The organism is Streptomyces sp. CA-249302 (assembly GCF_050936785.1).
Classification (GTDB): Bacteria; Actinomycetota; Actinomycetes; order Streptomycetales; family Streptomycetaceae; genus Streptomyces.
The window spans coordinates 3,725,519-3,745,859 of sequence record NZ_JBNJMG010000001.1; the positions used below are offsets into that span (position 1 = coordinate 3,725,519).

A 20,341-nucleotide genomic window follows, 5' to 3' on the forward strand; every position below is an offset into this window, starting at 1 on the left:
GACGGTGCCTCCCGTGCGCCGCAAGGGCAGCACAGGAGGCACCCATTTCCCGAAGCCGTCAGAAGTCTATGCCCAGCCCCTTCAGCATCGCGTCACACTTGCTGAAGCACGGATCCGCCGGAGTGCCGTGTTTCGCCGCATCCTTCGCGAACGAGTTGAACACGAACACGGTTCTGATGGATCCGCCTCTGACAGCGGTCGCCGCCTGCTCGACACTGGCACCGGCATTACGAGCGCCGTTGTAGGCACTCAGCAGGCATCCCACCTCGGCGCAGCCGTAGTGCGAACGCTCACCGATCGCTTCCACAAAGCCCTCGGGAAGGTCTTCCGCCTTCCGGTGGACATTGTGCCCGTAGAACTTCTTGCCGGTGGAGTCGGTGTATTCGGACGCGTACTGCACGGACTTCTTGCCCGCCTTCGGCTGAAGGGAATCCGCGTACTTGGACAGCGGGTCGCAGTTGTGCACCAGGAGTGGGGACCGTCCGGCGAGGACGTAGTACGCGTGGATCCCGGTGATCGTCAGATCGTGCGTGCGCTGGCGCTTGTCGAAGTGGCGGTTGGCCGTGAGCTCGACGGTGTCGCCGGACGGGGTGCGCAGCTTCATGCCGGGTTCGAGGGCGCCGGCCTTGATCCACCGGTGCTCGGACTCGACCCAGAAGGGGTGCGTGACCGTGGCGACCAGCATCTCCTCGGTGCCGGACTCCGTCTCGACCGTCAGGTCCGAGAACTCCTTGTCGTCCTCGGTGACGATGGTCCCCGCGACCTCGCGGACGACTGTCCTCCCGGTCTTCGGATCGGTCACCGTGACCTTGTCGCCGAGTTCGACGTCCTCGATCGGTTTGGTGGAGCCGTCGGCCAGCAGGACCTTCGTGCCGGGCAGGAAGCTGTGGCACTCGGTCTTTCTCAGTTTCTTCAGGGCCTCCGCGGCCTTCGAGCGGGCCGCGGCCAGCCCGTCCTTGGCCTTGGAGAGGGCCTTGTTCGCCTTGAGGAGGTCCTTGACTCCGCCGATGAGGTCACCGACGAGGCCCACGACCCGCTTGGCGAGCTTGACGCCCTTGGCCCACTTCCAGGGCACGCCGTACTTGGCCATGATCTTGCCGGCGAGTCCGCCGGCGAAGCTGCCCGCGATGTTCAGCAGCGTCTCGCCGCAGGAACCCACGTCACCTGTGGATATGCAGTCAAGAGCCGCGTCGACACCGAGGATGTCCCGGACGATCTTGACGAGTTCCTTGCCGGCCGAGCTGATCCGCTTCTTGGCCGAGGACTGCTGGCTCTGGGCCTGGCTGACCTGCTTCGTCGCCTCGTGGACCTCCGCCCCCGCGGAGCCCGGCTTGCACAGGCTCCCGCAGTCCGGAGTGCCGCAGCCGAGCGCACCCGGGAAGAGTGCGCAGGTGGTCGAGGACACCAGTCCGCTCGGGTCGGACAGGGTGACCGGACTGTTGTTGGCGTAGGTGTAGCCGTTGATCTGCTGCGGCTGGGTGTAGTCGATGACCGGGTCGACCGAGACGAACTTGCCGATCGCCGCGTCGTACTCGCGCGCGCCGAGGTGGGTGAGACCGGTCGACGCGTCGATCGTGCCGCCGACGTATCCCTTCTCCCCCGGCCAGGCACCGGTGGCCTTGCCGCGCTCGACGCCGTACGGGTCGAAGCGGCGCTGTGAGATCGCGCCCGTGGCCGCCTCGACGGCGATCTCGCCGGTGCCGTGGTGGTCGGTGGCGAGGAAGGACAGCTTGTTGTCGTCGGTACGGACCGCGACGGTCTCGCCGGCGTACGAGTAGTACCGGGTCGCGGACTTCTTGGTGCCGTCGGCGGAGAGCTTCAGCTCCATGCCGGGCAGGTAGACCGTGGTCCCCGAGGTGTCCTTGCGCTGGACCCGGTTGCCGGAGGCGTCGTACAGGTACGTCGTCTCGGTGCCGCTCGCCTCCTTGACCTTGGTGAGCCGGCCGGCGTCGTCCCAGTCGAGCGTCTGGGCGTCGCCGCCGATCGTCCGCTTGGTGGTCGAGCCCGCGTCGTCGTACTCGTACGCGTACTGCTTCTCACCGGTCGGGGTCTTCTCGACGACCTTGGTCAGCTGGTGCGGACCGTCGCCGAGGGCGCCCGCGCCGCCGTACTCGTAGCTGCGCGTGATGTCCTTGGCCGCGTTCAGGCCGGTGTCGTGGTTGGTCTCCGTCTTCCGGTTGCCGATGGCGTCGGTGGTGTACGACTTCCAGTAGGCGGCGGGGCCGCCGAGCGCGCCCGTGCCGGGGGCCGCCTTGCAGGCGGCGGGGCCGGAGCCGTCGACGGGGCTGGTGGAGCCGAGCGTTCCGGAGCCGGCCGCGTCGGCCGCCGTGGACGTCGGCGTCCACCCCTCGGACAGCCGCTGCCGGCTGTCGTAGGCGAAGCACTGCACGTCCGGGGAGGTGCTGTTCGCCGAGTCCGAGATCGACAGGACGTTGCCGGCCTGGTCGTAGGAGTACGTCGACTGCTTCGCGGGTGCCGTCGCGCCGTAGACGTCCACGGTCGAGCGGGTGAGGCGGTCGGTGCCGGTCTCGTAGTCGAAGGTCTGCCACACCTTCTTGCCGGAGCCCGTGTACAGCTCCAGCTGCTGCAGCCCGCTGGTCTTCGAGTAGACCGTGTTGGTGACGTAGGAGGTGGTGCCGGTCAGTGTGGCCGGGCGCTGGAGCGCGTCGTAGCCGTAGGTCAGGGCCTCGGCGGGCAGGCTGCCGGCGGCGGGCAGGCCCGTCGACTGGACGGTGCCGTCCCGGTTGTACGTCGAGGTGAAGACGTATGTGCCGGCCAGCGAACCCTGCGACGCCGGCACCGAGTAGGCCGTCTTCAGCGGCTGGTAGAACTCGTCCATCGACTGGACGACCGACGCGAAGTACTCGGTCGGGGACACGTAGCTGAGCTGGGCGTACGCCTGGCCGAGCCAGCCGGCCTTGTCGTACCGGGTCTCGGTCAGCCGGGTCCCGGTACCGACGTCGCCCGTCCAGGTGCCGGTGACCCTGCCGAGCACGTCGTAGGACGTGGACGTCTTCTTGTCACGGCCGTCCCACTGGGCGATCGGCTGGTCCAGCTCGTCGTACTCGGTGCGGGACGTGCCCGCGTCCGGGTCGACGGACTTCTTCTTGCGGCCGAGCTGGTCGTACTCGTTGCGCCAGACGTTGCCCGCGTCGTCGGTGACCGTCTCCAGCTTGCCGGCCGGCGTGTACGTGTACTTCGTCGAGTCGTACGGCGTCGGCGAGACCGGGGAGGCTCCGCGATAGTGGCGGATCTCGGTGATGTCGCCCTCGGCGTCCGAGACCGTCGTCGCGGGCACACCGCCGACCGGCGGGTCGACGTGGGTGAGCTCGCCGTCGTACGTGGTCGTGGTACGCCACTGCTCGGCGCCGGAGACCGCGAAGATCTCCGCGGTGGTGCGGCCGAGGGCGTCGTACTCGGTCCGCGTCTGCGCGCCGACCTCGCCGTTGTGCACGATCAGCAGTTCGTCCGAGGCGGCGCCGGCCGCGTTGTACGTGGCGTTGGTCTGCCTGACCTGGCCGGCGCCGTCGTAGAACGAGTCCGCGACCATACGGGTGCCGTTCGCGCCCTCGGTCTGGATCTGGCGGGGGCGCAGCAGGCTGTCGTAGAGCTGGTACTCGGCGCCGTAGGACCCGTCGTTCTGGATCTTCTCGGTCTTGATCGAGGTGACCTTGTCCTTGCGGACGTTGTACGAGTACCTGATGCTCGGCGTCTGCGACTTGGCCCGGTCCGGGAGCCAGACCGAGGTCAGCCGGCCGAGGCTGTCGTAGGCGAGGTCGGTGCGCCGGGAGTTGGGGTCGGTCTGGCCGGTGGACAGGCCCCAGGCGGGGGCGTAGTCGGTGGTCGTGATGTGGCCGAGGGCGTTGGTCAGCTTGGTCTGGGTGAGCAGGCCGTTCGTCTCGGTGTAGTCGGTCCGCGTCGGGTTCTGCTTGGCGTCGTTCTGGATCTTGGGACGGCCGAAGTCATCGTACGTGGTGGTGCCGGTCACCTGGTACGTGGCGGTGGTGCCGTCGTGCGCGGTCATGCGCTCGGTCTTCGTCGCGTCGCCCTTGGCCGGGGCCGCGCCGAACGCGCCGTCGTCGTAGTAGGTGCGCTCGTCCGCGAGAACCTGGGTCCTGCGGTCCGGGGTGGCGGAGCACTTCACGGACACCTTCTCGCTGCGCGAGGGCAGCGACAGGATGTTCTTCGCGGTGTTGTCCGCGTACCACAGACGGGTGCAGGTGTCGTCGCCGGTCTTCGAGACGTCGGACTGGTCGTCGACCTCGATCGGGCGGCCGGTGCCGAGCGCCGTCTCGAAGGTCGTGGTCGACTTCGTCTGGCGCCAACTGCCGTTCGACAGCAGGCTGTAGCCGCGTTCCGTGTCGGCCTTGACGATGCTGGCGCGGGTGGTGCCCCAGCTCCTGGTCTGGGTCGCGGTGGTGTGCTTCCACGGCTCGCTGATCGCCTTCGAGATCATCTTGCCGCCGTCGTAGGTCGCGACCTCCAGCTCGTGGCCGGTGAACTCCTCGGAGTCGGTGTAGGAGACGCCCGTGGAGTCCTTGACGCTCACCGAGCGGGTACCGCCGGCGGGGTCGGCGTCGCCGTTCATGCCCTGGAGGTACGTGTAGTCGACGCGGGTCTTCTGGTCGTCGGCGCTGCCGGAGGTCACGCTGACCTTGCCGTAGCCCTGCCAGGCGCCCCAGGTGAGGTACTTCTCGTCGGTGATGCCGTCGGGCTCGGCCTTACGCCAGGCCGCGTCGCCCTGGTAGGCGTAGCGGGTGACGAGCTGGTCGCTGCCGCCGGTGCGGTCGGTCTCGATCACCGCCGACACGACGTACTTGTGGAACCAGTCGGTGATCGGCTCGATGTAGCCGGGCGGGGACCACTTCACCGGGTAGCAGCGCTTGGTGGACTCGCCCGGCTTCGGCAGGGCGGCCTTGGTGCACTCGGTGGGCGCGTAGTTGACGTCGAGCTGGGAGCCGGTCTCGCTGAGGACCGCCGAGAGGCGGAAGCGGTGGAAGGGCGCGATGTTGTCGCCGACCGCGTCGACCCGGTTGGCGAGCTGCTCGCCGAAGAGGTCGACGGTCGGCAGCTTGGCCGCCGTACCGGCCCGGCCCTCGTGCTCGATCTTCGACAGCCACAGCGTCTTGGAGTCGTCGCCGTTGTCGGTGAACAGATGGGTGAGGTTCCAGGCGTCCACGTCCTGGTAGGTCGTGGCGTCCTTGCGCGTCTGGGTGACGACGGACGTCAGCCGCTTGGTGGTGAAGAAGGTCTGGCCGACCGTGCACTTGGTGCCGGACTTGCACTCCTGGTCGACCGGGACGTCCGGCCAATGGGAGGCGTTGGCCGTGGTGCGCTTGCTCTCCGCGCAGTCGAAGTCCGCGGTGGGCAGGCAGCGTTCGGCCACGTTGAAGACCATCCGGGCCGGGGCCTTCGCCGCGTAGACCTGACCGTCACGCTGGCCGTAGTCGATGCGCTTGAGGTAGCCGCCGCGGTGGTACGCCGTCCCGTTGACGTCCGTCTTCCCGTTGAGGGCGTAGTAGTTGGTCTCGCGGTCGTAGAAGTAGGACATCACGTTGCCGTGGGTGTCCTTGACGTAGTCCAGGCTCCAGCGCCAGGCCTGCTGGCAGTGTGCCGAGGTGAAGGTGGCGTTGTAGCAGGGCTCACCGGAGTCGTCGCCGAAGACCGGCGCGGTCCAGACCGAGTTGGTCTCCTCGTTGCCCGTCGCCCAGCCCGGAAGGCGGTTCTGGCCGAAGTAGTACTCCGTGCCGTCGGTCGTGGTGACCCGCCAGTACTCGCCGTCGTTGTCGCCGTTCGTGGCGCCGGTCAGCTTCTCGACCTTGGAGCCCTCGTCGCCGGACAGCCGCCACTTGCCGCTGGTGTCGTCCTTGACCAGCTCGGAGGCGGAGCCGCCCAGCATCACCGTGGCGTTCTCGAACGCCCAGCACTGTTCCCCGGAGCCGTCGTGGCCGTCGTCGGAGCAGGGCTTGTAGCGGCGCTCGACGTAGCCGGGGTCGTAGGAGAAGCCCTCACCGATCCAGGAGCCCTGGTTGTTGGTCACCGCGGTGCGTCCGTCGGCCGACTGCGAGGAGTAGCCGAGACCGGCGGTCGGGGTCAGCCCGCCCGGGGTCGGGACCGTGCGCAGCGGATAGTTCCAGGAGAAGCCGCCGGAGGAGTTCGCGACCGTCCAACTGGCCGACGGGGCAAGGGCGGTGGCCTTGTAGGTGCCCTGCGCGCCGGAGGGTCCCGCCGCCACCGCCACCAGGGACGTCGCGTCGGTCGCCATGGTCGAGACGCCCTCGGCCGCGGCCGGAGCGGCGGTCACGTCCGCCGATACGGTGCCTGCCTCGACGTCATTGACGGTCTTCAGTTCCTTGGGCTGCTGCGGGCACTCCCTGCTGCCGGGCGTGGCGAACTCGGCGCAGGCCGGGAGCTGCACCAGGCGGAGCCGGGAGGCGTAGGAGCCGCCGAAGCCCTCCGCGAACTCCGAGTAGTCCACCGTCAGCCGGACCCTGCCGGCCTGGTCCGCGCCGTCCGCGCGCTCCACCCCGAGCAGAACGCCGACGCCGAGCTTCGCGGCCCTCTTGGGGTTCTGGACGTCCACCCGCACGGCGTCGGCGGCCTGGGCGGAACCGGCCTTGGACTTCGCCTTGGTGACCTTGACCGGCAGGCCGCCTGCCTCCGCGGTCGCGCCGAGCTTCACCCGGGCGCCGCCCTGCCTGGGCCACACCGCCTTGTCGAGACCCTTGACCGCGGCCTTGTGCGCCGGGTCGGAGGGGCGGGACTTCTTCTTCGCGTCGGACCCCTTGGCGGGATCCCCGTCGTCCTGGACGCCGGGGCGGCTGGTGCGGCCCCGGTCGCCGTCGTCGAGCGCCAGTGCCTGGACCGACGACGCCGACAGCGCGAGCGTGAGCCCGAGCACTGTCGCGGCCAACGCCGGTCCGGGCATACGGCGGCTCAGAGAGCGGCCACGGAAGAACATTCGGCAACTTCCTGATCGTAGGAGAGCGGCATGCAGAGCACGGGGGCGGGCCGGTGTCCGCCGGGTGCGCTCAACGCGCCCGGCCGACACCGGAGGTGACGGTTCGTCACATGTCGGGCAGGGCCGTCAGCGCGGCCATCTGCTGCACCGCGATCCGGTCGGCCGCACCGCTGTAGACGCGGACCTCGTCGATCGCGCCGGCGAAGTACTCGCTCGCCCCGCGCAGCGAACGGCCCACCTGGAGACCGCCGGTGGCGGACCACAGCGTGTCGTCCGTGCCGTAGGCACCGGCCACGAGCTGGCCCTCGACGTACAGCCGCACCGAGTTGGCGAAGGCGTCGTAGACGACCGCCAGGTGCTGGCCCGAGCCGCCGGTGTCGGGCAGCTCCTGGTCATCGGTGAAGGTGACGACCTCGGGGGCGGTGGCGTCGGTCCTGGCGACGGCCAGCTCCCACTGCTGCGTGGCCGCCTGGTAGCGGACTTGGAGCCGGTTGGCGTTCGCGCCCGGCAGGGACAGCACCGTCTGCGACTTCTCCGGATCCAGCGAGGTGAGCTGGGCGCGGGCGGTCACCGTGAAGCTGCTGTTGCCGGTGACCGGGGCGGTGGCGGTGGACGCGTAGTCACCGTCGCCGTCCAGGACCAGGTTGCCGTCGCCGACCAGGGCGGCGGTGTCGAACAGCGGGTCGGCCGGGCGGTAGATCGAGGCGTTGCCCGCGAGGGTCAGCACCTGGCCGCCGCCGGTCTCGGCCGAGGCACCGCCGGTGGCGTCGTCGAGCTGCCAGTACGCCTTGCGCTCCGGCTTGACGGTCATCAGCTCGGCGACCTGGGCGGGCGGCAGGACACGGTCGAAGACGCGGACCTCGGCGAGGTCGCCGGTGAAGTTGTCGCGGTAGCCGCTCTTGGCCGTGGCGCGGCCGATCTGCAGCGGGCCGTACGACTTCCAGGTCGAGCGCCGGCCGGCGGAACCCTTGAGGTCCTTGTTGACGTAGAGCTGGAGCTCGGGGCCGGTGCTCTTCTGGGCGTCGTACACGCCGGTCAGCAGCACCCACTGGTCCTTGACCGGGGTCACTCCGGTGGAGAGGGCCTTCCACTCGCCCAGGGAGTCCACGTCGTTGACCGGGACGGAGAACTTCCAGGTCTGCGCCGAGGCGTCGTAGCCGAGGGTGAAGCCGGGTTCGCCGGTGCCGTCCTGGCTGACGACCACCATGTCCCTGTCCAGCGCGGTGGGGCGTACCCAGGCGCTGACGCTGAAGCCCTTGGCCGTGTCGAGGACCGTCTCGCTGGCGTCGAGGTACGCCTCGGAGCTGCCGTCGAGGCGGGCGGCCTGGTCGACCTTGCCGCCGGGGCCCTCCACGCCGAACGTGACGGCGGAGCCCGCGGTCGCGGAGAACTCGTCGCCCTCGTCGTGCGCCTCGGTGTCACCGGCCTCGTCGGCGAGGTTCCACTGGGCGACGACCGGCGTGCCCTCGCTCACCAGGAACTCGTAGTGCGCCTTGGTGCCGGGGTTCTCCGCCTTGTCGACGGCGATCACGTCGACCCAGTGCCGGCCGGAGCGGGTCGGCATCCACTGCACGGAGGCCGGGCCGCCGGCCGCGGACGGGGTGGCGACGGTCGCCGGGCTCGCCGTGCTGTCGAAGGCGTAGCGGTACTTGACGACGTCGGTGTCCGGGATCTTGTCGTTCGGGTTCGGGGCGAAGGTGAAGGTGCCGTAGGTGCCCACGCCGTCGTGGTAGACGGTGTCGGACGGGTACTCCTTGGACAGCACGTTCGGCTTGCCGGGGTGGTCCGGGTCGTAGATGAACTCGCAGCGCTGTGCGGGGTCGCCGTCCGAGCTCCACGGGCCGTAGCCGTCACCGTCGTAGGCCCGCGCGCTCCAGTAGACGACCGTGTTCTTCGGGATCGAGGACTTCACGGTGTGGGCGAACCTGGTACCGGCCGTGGGAGACAGCCAGTCCGGGGTGGTGTAGGTGTACGAACCGCCGTCCCACTCCACCTTGAACTGGACCTTGACCTTGTCCGTCTGGCCGTTGCCGTGGTCGGGGTCGCTCGCGATGGCGTACAGCTTCGGCGGGACCTCCGCGTACTCGCGGCTCGCGCCCCACTTGCACAGACCACCGGGGTCCGTGGACATGTCGGACGTCTTGATCTGCCGCGGCAGGTTGTTGTACTTGACGGACAGGTAGGCGTTGCCGCAGATCCGCTTCCACTCGGCGAAGCGGGACTCGTCGGCGGCCCTGAGGCCCAGCGTCATCGAGTTCCAGCCGCCCGCGGCGGCCGTCTTGATCTCGCTGGTCAGCTCGCCGGTCTCGCCGCTCTCGAAGTGCAGGTTGGCCTGGCTGGAGCAGGAGGCCGGGGAGATCGCCTTGTCGACGGTCTGGAGATGGTCGTCCCAGTCGTCCGAGGTGTTGGACCAGTTGCTGGACGAGTTGAGGGAGTGGTTCTGGCCGCCGATCCGATAGAGCTGGATGGGCTCCGCGGTCGGGGAGGCACTGTAGATGTGCTCGACCCGGGCGGAGAAGGTGGCGCCCAGGATCTGCTTCCCCTTGTAGAAGGAGAGCGGCATCGTGAACATCACGCGGCGCACGCCGACGCCGTTGCAGGAGACCGGGTTGTAGTCGGTGGGGCACTTGCCGACGCCCGCGCTGCCGGAGTACTTCCAGTCCTGCTCGCTCGGCATCCCGGACATCACGCCGGTCCAGGAGGTGCGGGAGGTGGTGCGGGAGATCGGGTCGATGACGACCGGGAAGACGGTGTCGGCGCCCTTGAGGAACTTCTGGTCCGGTACGAGGCTGAGCCTGCCCTTGCCGACCTCGACGTCCAGCGGGGCGACCCGGCCGCCACCGCCCGGGCCCTCGAGGGCGGGCTCGGGGGCGGCTTGCGGGCCGGGGGTGGTGGAAGGGGTCGCTTCGCCCGTGCCCGCCGCCGACTTCAGCGCCTTCGCGACGGCCTTCGGCCCCTGCTTCCTGCTCGCCGCCTCCTCGACGGCGGCCGAGTCCCACATCGAGGGCCTGCCCGCCTGGAAGACGGTGCCACCGACCGCGGAGTCCTCCGCCACGATCGCCCCGTCGGTGCCCTCCGCGACCTTCAGGCCGTCGGTGGTCATCCCGAGGTCGATCCTGGCCAGCCGCGGATCGGCCGCCGCCTCGGGCGTCCTGACGACCAGCAGATGCCCGAAGCCGTCGGCCTCGGCGCGCACGGTGAGGTCGACGCCGGGCAGGACCTCGGCGTAGGTGGCGGTGTCGCCGTCCACCTCCGGCGCGGGCAGCTTGCCGTACGGCCAGGTCAGGGCGAACTCGCGGCCTGCCTTGCGCATCGTCACGAAGGGCTTGCCCGCCTGGCCGGCGGAGAGGCTGAGCTCGACGGTGGCGGCCTTCGGCCCCCAGGTGCCGTCGGCCCGCTTCACCAGCGTCTCGTCGACCGGGACCCACTTGCCGCCCTGGACCGTGCGCACCGGCTCGGTGTACTCGCGGGCGGTGAAGGTGCCGTCGGGCTCGGCGAAGATCTCCCGGCGCTCGGTGCGCGCGCCGACGACCTCGGTCCTCTTTCCGCTGTCCTTCGCGGCGGCCATCGCCTGCTGCTCGGTCACCATCGGCTGGTCGGCCGCGACCGTCGTCCGGTCCTGGCCCGTGCCGCCGCCCGGCAGGGCCGCCAGGGTGCCGGCGGTCACCGCACCGGCGACGGCGGCCGCGACGGCGGCGCGCACGAGCACGCCACGCCGTATCGATCTGTGTCTGTCTGCGGACACGCGTCCACTCTCCCGTTGGTTCAGCTCTGTCTCGGGTCGGGTCGTCGGCTGCTCACGCCGAGGGCGGCGCCGACCGTCCCGGTTGCGCGTGGGGCGAAGTCACCTGCCACGGCGGGCCGGTGACCCCTCGTCAGCGGACGGCCGCCCCGAAGGCCACATCCGTCGCCGGGATCCCGCCCTCGCCCGGCTTGATCGTCTGGGTCGGTGCGCCGCCCGAGGTAACGGTCCACGGGAAGCCGTGCACCGCGTGGCCGCCCGCCGGGCCGTAGGGGACGCCCACGTACAGCAGGGACGGGGTGGCGGCCAGGGACAGACCGGCGAGCATGCGGGACGCGGGCGTGCCGGGGATGCCGTGGCCGGGGCCGATCCACTGGTCGGCGGCGCCTGGGGCGCCGACGAGCGGGACGATCTGGACGCCGCCCTCGTCGGTGAACTCCTCGGAGGACTCCTCACCGGGCACACCGACGGCGACCTTGGTGGTGGCGGCGGTGGAGGTGGCGTTCGGGGAGGTGTTGACGGCGGTGAGCCGCTTGCCGAACATGTCGCCGGCCTCGGCCGCCTCGTCGACGTTCTCGGTGTTCTGGTCTATCCAGGAGACCTGGCTGAAGGTGCCGCTCGCGGTGAGCCGGAACACCTGGACGGCGCCCGCGTCGACGGTGGTCAGCAGGTCCTCGCCGGGGACGCCGACCACGAGCAGCGACTCGGTGGTGGAGGTGGCGCCGGACGCCCGGTACGGGACCATGGCGAGCGCGGCGCCGAACTGGTCGCCGACCTCTTCGGCACCGTTGACGAGGTCGTCGGCCTGGTCCTGGCCGAGACCGCCGAGCGGCTTCGGGGAGCCCGAGGTCAGGGCGTGGCTGAAGTAACCGACGCCGCCCGCGAAGGTCTTGGTGCCGAGCGCCTCGCCCGGCGTGCCGACCGCGAAGTGGGTGGGCGTCGCGGCGAGCGAGGCGCCGAAGCGGTCGTCCCGCTCGGCCACGCCGGACACGGCCCCGGCGGTCTCGGTGTCCTGGCTGACGCCGCCCACGGTCTGCGCGGTGCCGCTGACGTAGTAGAAGCACCCCGCGTCCTCGACGGTGCCGATCGACTCGCCGGGGCTGCCGATCAGCAGGAACGGCGTGCCGGCCGAGGTCTTCCCGGCCTCGACGGCGTATCCGACCCAGTCCTCCGCCTCCGCGGCGCCGGCCAGCGGCTTGTCGGTGCCCTGGAGGAACTCCTTGACGGCCTTGCCCGTACCGAGTCCGCCCGTGGCTCCGTAGATCACCTGTACCAGTCCCGCGTCGGCGACGGTGCCGAGGTCCTCGTACGGCGTGCCGACCACCAGGTCGCTGCAGCCGTCCAGGTCGGCGTCGTACACGGCCAGCGAGAAGCCGAACCGGTCACCCGTCTCGGGGGCGCCCGGGATGTTCTCCGGGGCCTGGGAGACGGTCGCGCTGCCCTTGCCGCCGCCGTACACGACCTGCACGGCTCCGGCCTTGGCCACGCCGTCGACGGTCGCCTCGGGATCGGCGATCGCCGTGTCCCTGACGCCATCACCGTTGAAGTCGGACTCGACCCCCGAGGGGCACGCGACGGCCGCGACGGCGGGCGTTCCCCCGGTCCCGAGCCCCCAGCTCAGCAGCGCGCTCACGGCCACGACGCCGGCAGCACGGCGCCACACTTTCCCCACCCTTGACACAAGCACCCCGTTGATAAACGAACATTAAAGAAGGTCAAGGAATCATCTATTGAGTGACGTGCACACGCAACAATCACCCTCATTACCGGAACATGACATAAATCACAGGTGTCGCACAGGTAACCCATGGGAATATCCACGGGTCCACACGGGGCCCGTATGCTCGCCGGACCAAGGCAGACACCGGAAGGCGAGCGAGTGAACTACAGGGTCCAGCCCAGCGCGCAGGTCGACGAGAGCGCCCAGATCGGCGCCGGAAGCAGCGTCTGGGACCTCGCGCAGATCCGGGAGGACGCCCGCCTCGGCGAGGGCTGTGTGATCGGCCGGGGCGCGTACGTCGGCTCGGGCGTGCACATGGGCGACAACTGCAAACTGCAGAACTACGCGCTCGTCTACGAACCGGCCGAGCTCGGCGACGGCGTCTTCATCGGCCCGGCCGTGGTCCTCACCAACGACCACAACCCGCGCTCCGTGGACCCCGACGGCAAGCAGAAGCGCGGCGGCGACTGGGAGGCCGTCGGCGTGAAGATCGCCGACGGGGCCTCGATCGGGGCGCGTTCCGTGTGCGTCGCGCCGCTGACCATCGGCCGCTGGGCGATGGTCGCCGCGGGCGCCGTCGTCACCAAGGACGTCCCCGACTTCGCCCTCGTCGTCGGCGTCCCCGCCCGGCAGATCGGCTGGGTCGGCCACACCGGCGTCAAGCTGACCGAGCGTGAGGGCGAGAACGGCGTGTGGGAGTGCCCGAAGACGGGCGAGTTGTACGACGAGAAGGACGGCGTCCTCACCGAACGCACGGTCTGAGCGGCACGGGACGCGACGCACCGTCCAGCAGCACCGGGCCCAGCACGCCGCCCCGCTCCTCCGGGCCCAGCACGCCGCCCCGCTCCTCCGGACCCTGCGCACCGCCCCGCAGCACCGGACCCAGCACACCGCCCCGCAGCACCAGGCCCAGCGCACCGTCCCGCAGCACCAGGCCCAGCCAGCCGCCCAGCACCTCCGGACCCTGCACACCGCCCCGCAGCACCAGGCCCAGCGCACCGTCCCATAGCTCTGGACTCAGCCAGCCGCCCAGCGGCACCGGACTCAGCCCGCCGGGCTGGGCTCCGGTTCGTGCGGCGGGCTCGGCTCCGGATCGCGGGCCCGGCGCCAGGCCCAGTGCCGGTCCACCGCCAGCGGCAGTCCCAGGACCACCGGCATCCACATCAGCACGCCGAGCCGGTCCGCCTCCTGGACCAGCGGATGGTTGCTGACCACGAACGCCCCGGTGAGCGCGGTCGCCGCGGCGAGCAGGCCCAGCCCTTCGCCGTACCGCCACAGCGCCCAGACCGCGAGGGCGGTCAGGGCCGGGAAGTACGGCAGCCCGGCCTGCTGGGCGGCCCAGTCCCGCCAGAACCGGCCGGCCAGGCTGAGCAGTTGGCCCCAGGGGTCGGCCGTCTCGGGCAGCCGGAAGTGATGGGTGAAGGTGTCCTGGAGGGTCACCTGCGCGGACGGCAGCGCCAGCGCCTTCATCGCCACGGCCACCGCAGCGGCCGCCACCGCCGACACTCCCGCCAGCACGGCCGTCCCCCGGTGCCGCAGCCGCCCCGGGACCACCAGGGCGCCCGTCGCGGCGACCGCCACGAACGCGGCCAGCACGAGCACCGACGAGTACCGGGTGACCGCGCCCACCCCGTACGCCAGGGCCGTGCAGGCCGCCGCCGTCGGCAGGGAACGGCGGCGCAGCAGCACCAGGCCGCCCCACAGCGCGCCGAGCGTGCACATCGTGAACAGCCCCTCGCTCAGGGCCTGGGCGCTCCACCAGCCGAGCGGACTGGCAAGGAACACCACCTGCCCGGTGAGCCCGGCGGTCCGCCCCAGCCCCGCACCGCGCCGCAGCAGCCCGAAGACCAGCAGCGAGCCGCCCGCGGCGGTGAGCAGCCCCAGCAACCACATGCCGTCGAGCACGCCGAAGGCGGCCACGAAGGGCGCCACGAGCAGCGGATAGCCGGGGCGGGCGGAGAAGATGGCCTGGTAGCGGGGGTCGGCCGTGGTGATGTCCGCCGCGTCGGCCCAGCGCTCGCGGCACTTGAGGTCGGCAGCGGCCTCCAGCGCCTGCTCGCCCCGGTGGTTCGTCGGCTGGAGCCGAGCCTCGTGCGCCTCCCGGCTCGCCCGGCTCGCGCAGAACGCGGCGAGCGCCGTGCGGTGCGCCTCTTCCCGGGAGGCACCCAGATACCGCTCGGCGGCGCGGGCGTACCGGTAGGAGTCGGGGAAGAGCGTCCACTGGGGGCCGGCGGCCAGCTGGAGGACGGCGTAGACGACACAGACCAGCAGCGGCAGGGCGGTCCGCCACCGGCGCGGACTCCTGGCGACGAGCGTCACGGCGGGCGCGGTACGGACGTCCGGCACGTGAGCACCCCCGGGAGCGATGGACGACAGGGAACGGCCCCGGCCGGGTGGCCGGGGCCGCATCGTACGACGGGCGGTGTCAGCCGCCGATCACCACCCGGCGCACGCCCTTCCAGGCCTCCGGGTCGGTGGTACGGCGACCGTCGACGAGCACCTTGACGTCCGGCAGGTCGGCCGGTGTCAGGGTGCGGTACTCGGCGTGGTCGGCCTGGAGGACGGCCGCGGTGACCGTCTCGCCGGCGTGCGGGGTGAGGCCGTGCGCGGTGAGCTCCTCGGCCGTGTACATCGGGTCCGAGACGAACGGGACCGCGCCGCGCGCCCTGAGGGCCTCGACGGTCGGGAAGACGCCGGAGAAGGCCGTCTCCTTCACGCCGCCGCGGTAGGCGGCGCCCAGCACGAGGACGTTCGCGCCGGTCAGATCGCCGTAGGCGGCCGCGAGCAGGTCGACGGCGTACTCCGGCATCGCGGCGTTCGCCTCACGCGCGGAGCGCACGACCGTCGCCGACGGGTCGTTCCACAGGTACATCCGCGGGTAGATCGGGATGCAGTGGCCGCCGACCGCGATGCCCGGCTGGTGGATGTGGCTGTACGGCTGCGAGTTGCAGGCCTCGATGACCTTCTTGACGTCGATGCCGTTCTGGTCGGCGAAGCGCGCGAACTGGTTCGCCAGACCGATGTTGACGTCCCGGTAGGTCGTCTCGGCCAGCTTGGCCAGCTCCGAGGCCTCGGCGGTGCCCAGGTCCCACACCCCGTTGGGCTGTGCCAGGTCGGCGCGCTCGTCGAAGTCGAGGACCTGCTCGTAGAACTCCACACCGCGGGCCGTCGACGCCTCGTCGATGCCGCCGACCAGCTTGGGGTAGCGGCGCAGGTCGGCGAAGACCCGGCCGGTGAGGACGCGTTCCGGGGAGAAGACGAGGTGGAAGTCCTCGCCCGCGGTCAGGCCGGAGCCCTCGGCGAGCATCGGCGCCCAGCGGGTGCGGGTGGTGCCGACCGGGAGGGTCGTCTCGTACGAGACCAGCGTGCCGGGCTTGAGGCCCTGGGCGATCGCCTTCGTCGCCGCGTCCATCCAGCCGAAGTCCGGGACGCCCTCGGCGTCCACGAACAGCGGGACGACCACGACGACCGCCTCGGACTCGGCGACCGCGGACGCGGTGTCCGTGGTCGCGCTGAGCAGACCGGCGTCGACGGCCTGCTTCAGCTTGACGTCCAAGTCGTGCTCACCAGGGAACGGCTCGACGCCGGCGTTGACCAGCTCGACGACCTTCTCGTTGACGTCCGCGCCGATGACCCGGTGGCCCTTGGCGGCGAACTGCACCGCCAGCGGAAGCCCGATCTTGCCGAGGGCTACTACACAGATGTTCATGGAGGGTGACTACTTCTTCCTCTTGGAACGGGACTTCAGCCGGGCGAGGCCCGCCAGCACCCGCTGGGCCGCGGTTGGCTTCGGGGGGTACATCTGCGCCGTGTCGACCACGACCCGCCCCTTGGGGTTGACCAGGGCCGACGCCCGGTACGGGTCGTCGTCGCGGCTCCACCGGCGGGCCAGCGGCATCGGCAGCCCCTTGCCGCGCACGGGTATCTCGTACGTCGAACCGGCCACGTCCAGGTACACGCGCACGCCCAGCTTGCCGGTGACCGGCTCCAGCGGAACGCGGGCCCGCAGCACCGTGACCCGCCCGTCGGCGGACGGCTCGACCTTCATCTCGCCCACCACGGGCGCGAGTTCGTGCCCGGACGGCAGCCGGCGCGCGCCCGCCTTGTCGGCGGACTTGGGCATCGCGCCCTTGACCAGGCGCAGCGCCACACCGGCGCCTTCGACGTCACCGAGGACCGGCACCCGTATCGAAGCCGTGTAGGCGAGCTGCTCGCCCGTCTGTTCCCACGCTGAGGACAGCAGCTCGGTGCCCTTGGCGAGGCGGCCCGGGACGGCCTCCCCCACCAGCTCGTACACCCGGTCGGGCACTCCGACACGGGGGTCGCGGAAGCCGGGGTAGCGGGCGTAGGCCCGCTCACCCTCCACCACGAACGGGGGCGCCCCGTGCTCCTTCTCCGAGGAGATGGCCCGGGCCAGCTCGTCGACCGCCCCGGCCCGCGCCAGCGCGATCCGCACCCGGCGCTTGACGTCCATGGCGTCCCGGATGCCGTCGGTGAAGTACGCGTCGGCGAGCCGGCCGATGCCCGCGCAGAGCTGCCGCTGCAACTCCCGGTCCAGGGACGGGAAGTCGTCCTGGACCAGCTTGGCCAGCTCCCAGGTGAAGTGCCGGCGCAGCAGGGCGTCGCGCTCCGGGCCCGCCTCGACGAGACCGGCCGTGAAGTCGACGATCTCCGCCGCCGCCCGCAGCCGCGCCAGATGGTCGGCGCGGTAGGTGATGTTGCTGGCGTCGCCGCGCTTGACCGCGTAGTAGCAGGTGTAGTCGGCCACCACCGAGATCTTCCGGGCGCGCACGCACGCCTCGATGGTGAACGGCTGGTCGCTGCCCACGGGCAGGTGCTCGGGGAAGCGCAGCTTGTGCGTCTCGACCAGCTCCCGCCGGAACAGCTTGGTGTTGGCCAGGGTGAACGGCAGCGCGGACTCGTACAGGCTGACGTCCGGGTCGTTCTCCTTGTACAGCGCCTGGTGCACGTAACGGCCGTTGGTGCCGACCATCTTGCCGACGACGACGTCCGAGTCGTTCGTGTCGGCGCACTTCACCATGCGCTCCAGGGCCTCCTCGCCGAGGTGGTCGTCGGAGCCGATGAAGTAGACGTAACGGCCGGTGGCCACGTCCAGCGCGCGGTTGCTGGGCGCCGCCGGGCCGCCGGAGTTGGGCTGGTGGATCACCTTGACGGTGTCCGGGTACAGGGCCGCGAACCGGTCCAGTTCCTTGCCGCTGGAGTCCGTGGAGCCGTCGTCGACGGCGACTATCTCCAGGCGTTCCCGTCCGATGCTCTGCCCGATCAGGGAGTCCAGACACTCCGTGAGGTAGGGCATCGTGTTGTACACCGCGACGACGACGCTGACGTCCGGTCTGCCGTTCATGCCTCCGCCTCCACCGGTCGGCGTTCCGCCTTCGGACGGACCGCGCTGCCCGGCACCAGCCGGGTGTAGACCTCGTCGAGCAGAGCGGCCTGGGCCTCCCAGGTCCACTCGTCGAGCAGGCCGTCCTTCTCGTACACGTTCCGGTAGCGGTCCGCGTCGGCGAGCACCGACTTGACCGCGCGTACGTAGTCCTCGACGTCCTCGGCCTTGAAGACCTCGCCCTGGCCGGTGTCCTGGACCATTTCGCCCATGGTCTTCACATCGCTGACGACCAGCGGCAGCCGGGCGTGCGAGTACTCGAAGAACTTGGTGATGAGGGCGATCTCGTGGTTCGGCCAGTGGTGGATCGGGATGACGCCGAGGTCCGCGGCCGACAGGAAGCGCGCCACCTGGTAGTGCGGCACGTACGGCAGGATGTGCAGCCGGTCGGAGACGCCCAGTTCCTCGGCGCGCTCGCGCAGGCTCCGCATGTACTCGGAGTCGGTGTTGAGCACGACGAACGCCGTGTGCACATCGGCCAGTTGGGGCAGCGACTCGACCATGATGTCGAGGCCGCGCTGCGGGGCGGCGGCACCGCTGTAGACCGTCAGCGGCACGTCGAGGCCGATACCGCACAGCTCACGCAGGTCCGGGACCGGCTCGGCGGCCTGCTCCGGGGAGAGCTCCGCGTCGGGCGCGTTGAGCACGACCGAGGGACGCTCCTCGAGACCGTGCCGCTCCTGGAGCATCCCGGCGAGCGTGCCGGACACCGTGGTGACGGCGTCGGCGTGCCGCGAGTACTCCAGCTCGTGCGCGCACTGCGCCTTGTGCCAGCGCGGATGCGGGTTCCACGGCTTGATGCCGGGCAGGAACTCGTGCGCGTCCCACACCAGCTTGACCTTGCCGCCGCGGGCCCGGGCGCGCAGGGCGGCGCGGGCGCCGACGCCGAGCATGCGGAAGTCGTTGGCGTGGATCAGGTCCGGGTCGAGCTCGTCGATGACCTTGCCGTACGCCAGCTCCAGGTCCCACAGGTGCGGTTCGAGCCGGCGCCAGCTGCGGTTGCCCATGGTCTTCTGCCAGAACGCGGTGGTGAAGCGGTCCAGCGGGCCTTCCATCTCCCTGCGGCGCCGGTCCAGTTCGGACGTCCTGCGCGCCCGCAGGTTCACCCAGGACTGCACGAACCGGGACGCCAGCCGCGGCAGCACCAGGCGCAGCCGGCCGAGGAACGACCCTTCCTGCCGGGCGAGGATCAGCCGGACGTTGAGATCGGCACGCCAGGCCTTCATCTTCTGCCGGCGGTACGAGGCCAGCGGCCCCGGCTTGTAGGCCAGCGGCGAGCGTAGTACGGCCCGGCGGTACTCGTGGCGGCGGCGGTGCAGCGGATTGGGCACCGGCAGCAGCCGTACCTGCGCCTTGCCGATCTCCCAGGTGATCTCGCTCTTCGCCTTCGCCTTCCCCTTGCCGAGCAGGATCACTTCCCACCCCGCGTCGGCGGCCGAGCGTGCTTCCTTCTGCACGCGCGAGTCGCCGTGCACCCCGTTGTCGACGAGCATGACGATGCGACCACGCACCGCGGGCTTCGCCGACCTGTTCTCAACTGCCATGTGTCGCCAGGTCCTCCGCCTGAAGGGAAACGCTGCGGTTGTGTGTAGCCGACTCCAGCACCGCCGCCGCCACCTGCACGGTCCGCATCCCCTGACGCAGGGTGCAGATGTCGGCGTCCTTGCCCAGCACCGCGTCCCGGAACAGCTCGTGCTCGACCAGCAGCGGCTCGCGCTTGGGGATGGCGAACCGGATCATGTCGCCCTCGGACACCCCGCGGAAGGCCTGGAGGGCCTCCCACTCGGTGGCGACCGCGGCGTTGGAGTGGAAGGTCAGGTCGGCGGTGAGGGTGTCGGCGATGAAGCAGCCGCGCTCCCCGGTCACCGAGGTGAAGCGCTCCTTGAGCGGGCTCAGCCAGTTCACCAGGTGGTTCACCATGGTGTCGTCGTCGAGGCGGCCCACCGCGGAGACCATGTCCTCGTGGCTGCGGCCGCTCTTGGAGACGGTGTGCGCGGCGATGGACACGTACTGGCGTCCGAGCACCCAGCCGGTGAGGTCGATGTCGTGGGTGGCGAGGTCCTTGACCACGCCGACGTCCGCGATGCGGTGCGGGAAGGGGCCCTGCCGGCGGGTCACCACCTGGTAGACGTCGCCGAGTTCACCGGCCTCCAGGCGGGCGCGCAGCGAGCGCAGCGCCGGGTTGCAGCGCTCGATGTGGCCGACGCCGGCGACCAGTCCGCGCGACTCGAAGGCCTCGACGAGGCGGCGGGCGCCGTCCACGGTCTCCGCGACCGGCTTCTCGATGAGGGCGCACACCCCGGCCTCGGCGAAGGCCAGGCCGACCTCCTCGTGGAGGTGGGTGGGGCAGGCCACGACCGCGTAGTCGACGCCGAGGGCGATGAGCTCCTCGACGGTGTTCAGGATCGGCGCCCCCTGGGAGGCGCCGAACTTGTCGCCCATCGGGTCGACGACGCCGACCAGGTCGACGCCCTCCAGACCGGACAGGACCCGGGCGTGGTGACGCCCCATGGA

The 20,341-nt window shown here is 70.8% G+C and carries 10 protein-coding genes; 1 reads left to right on the forward strand and 9 read right to left on the reverse strand.

Going from position 1 to position 20,341, the window contains the following annotated elements; genetic code table 11:
* Positions 1–58 precede the first annotated feature (58 nt).
* The 3 genes from ACQEWB_RS16720 to ACQEWB_RS16730 form a co-directional block, all read right to left on the reverse strand.
* Entirely contained in the window at positions 59–6,913 is a 6,855-nt protein-coding gene (locus ACQEWB_RS16720; protein ID WP_432831655.1) for an RHS repeat-associated core domain-containing protein, read from the reverse strand.
* Positions 6,914–7,067: 154 nt separating this feature from the next.
* Positions 7,068–10,706 carry a LamG domain-containing protein gene (locus ACQEWB_RS16725; protein ID WP_432831657.1) on the reverse strand — a complete coding sequence of 1,213 codons (3,639 nt, stop codon included), beginning with the start codon at positions 10,704–10,706 and terminating at the stop codon, positions 7,068–7,070.
* 130 nt (positions 10,707–10,836) lie between these two features.
* The gene (locus ACQEWB_RS16730; RefSeq protein WP_432831658.1) at positions 10,837–12,366 is read right to left on the reverse strand and encodes a VCBS repeat-containing protein; all 1,530 of its coding nucleotides are present in this window, start codon (positions 12,364–12,366) and stop codon (positions 10,837–10,839) included.
* Between the two features lie 216 nt (positions 12,367–12,582).
* Between ACQEWB_RS16730 and ACQEWB_RS16735 the strand changes: the two genes are divergently transcribed.
* Entirely contained in the window at positions 12,583–13,185 is a 603-nt protein-coding gene (locus ACQEWB_RS16735) for an acyltransferase (RefSeq protein WP_432831660.1), read from the forward strand.
* On the opposite strand, the gene ACQEWB_RS16740 is transcribed toward ACQEWB_RS16735, so the two are convergent.
* The 6 genes from ACQEWB_RS16740 to ACQEWB_RS16765 all read right to left on the reverse strand — a co-directional run bounded on the left by ACQEWB_RS16740 (position 13,166) and on the right by ACQEWB_RS16765 (position 20,338).
* On the reverse strand, positions 13,166–13,462 hold the full coding sequence (locus ACQEWB_RS16740) for a hypothetical protein (protein WP_432831662.1): 297 nt from the start codon (positions 13,460–13,462) through the stop codon (positions 13,166–13,168). The genes ACQEWB_RS16735 and ACQEWB_RS16740 overlap by 20 nt on opposite strands.
* A gap of 5 nt (positions 13,463–13,467) precedes the next feature.
* Entirely contained in the window at positions 13,468–14,769 is a 1,302-nt protein-coding gene (locus tag ACQEWB_RS16745) for a hypothetical protein (RefSeq protein WP_432831664.1), read from the reverse strand.
* Positions 14,770–14,848: 79 nt separating this feature from the next.
* A complete protein-coding gene (locus ACQEWB_RS16750) occupies positions 14,849–16,132 on the reverse strand; it encodes a nucleotide sugar dehydrogenase (protein ID WP_432831666.1) in 1,284 nt (427 codons plus the stop codon).
* A gap of 9 nt (positions 16,133–16,141) precedes the next feature.
* A complete protein-coding gene (locus ACQEWB_RS16755) occupies positions 16,142–17,788 on the reverse strand; it encodes a glycosyltransferase family 2 protein (protein WP_432831668.1) in 1,647 nt (548 codons plus the stop codon).
* The gene (locus ACQEWB_RS16760) at positions 17,785–19,371 is read right to left on the reverse strand and encodes a glycosyltransferase family 4 protein (protein ID WP_432831670.1); all 1,587 of its coding nucleotides are present in this window, start codon (positions 19,369–19,371) and stop codon (positions 17,785–17,787) included. The genes ACQEWB_RS16755 and ACQEWB_RS16760 overlap by 4 nt, the downstream gene beginning before the upstream one ends.
* The gene (locus tag ACQEWB_RS16765) at positions 19,361–20,338 is read right to left on the reverse strand and encodes a Gfo/Idh/MocA family protein (RefSeq protein WP_432843853.1); all 978 of its coding nucleotides are present in this window, start codon (positions 20,336–20,338) and stop codon (positions 19,361–19,363) included. The genes ACQEWB_RS16760 and ACQEWB_RS16765 overlap by 11 nt, the downstream gene beginning before the upstream one ends.
* Between the last annotated feature and the right edge of the window lie 3 nt (positions 20,339–20,341).

Excerpts from the sequence above, each read along its gene's own strand:
- ACQEWB_RS16750 (WP_432831666.1), bottom strand. The coding sequence starts at position 16,132 with ATGAACATCTGTGTAGTAGCCCTCGGCAAGATCGGGCTTCCGCTGGCG.
- ACQEWB_RS16755 (WP_432831668.1), bottom strand. The coding sequence starts at position 17,788 with ATGAACGGCAGACCGGACGTCAGCGTCGTCGTCGCGGTGTACAACACG.
- ACQEWB_RS16760 (WP_432831670.1), bottom strand. The coding sequence starts at position 19,371 with ATGGCAGTTGAGAACAGGTCGGCGAAGCCCGCGGTGCGTGGTCGCATC.
- ACQEWB_RS16765 (WP_432843853.1), bottom strand. The coding sequence starts at position 20,338 with ATGGGGCGTCACCACGCCCGGGTCCTGTCCGGTCTGGAGGGCGTCGAC.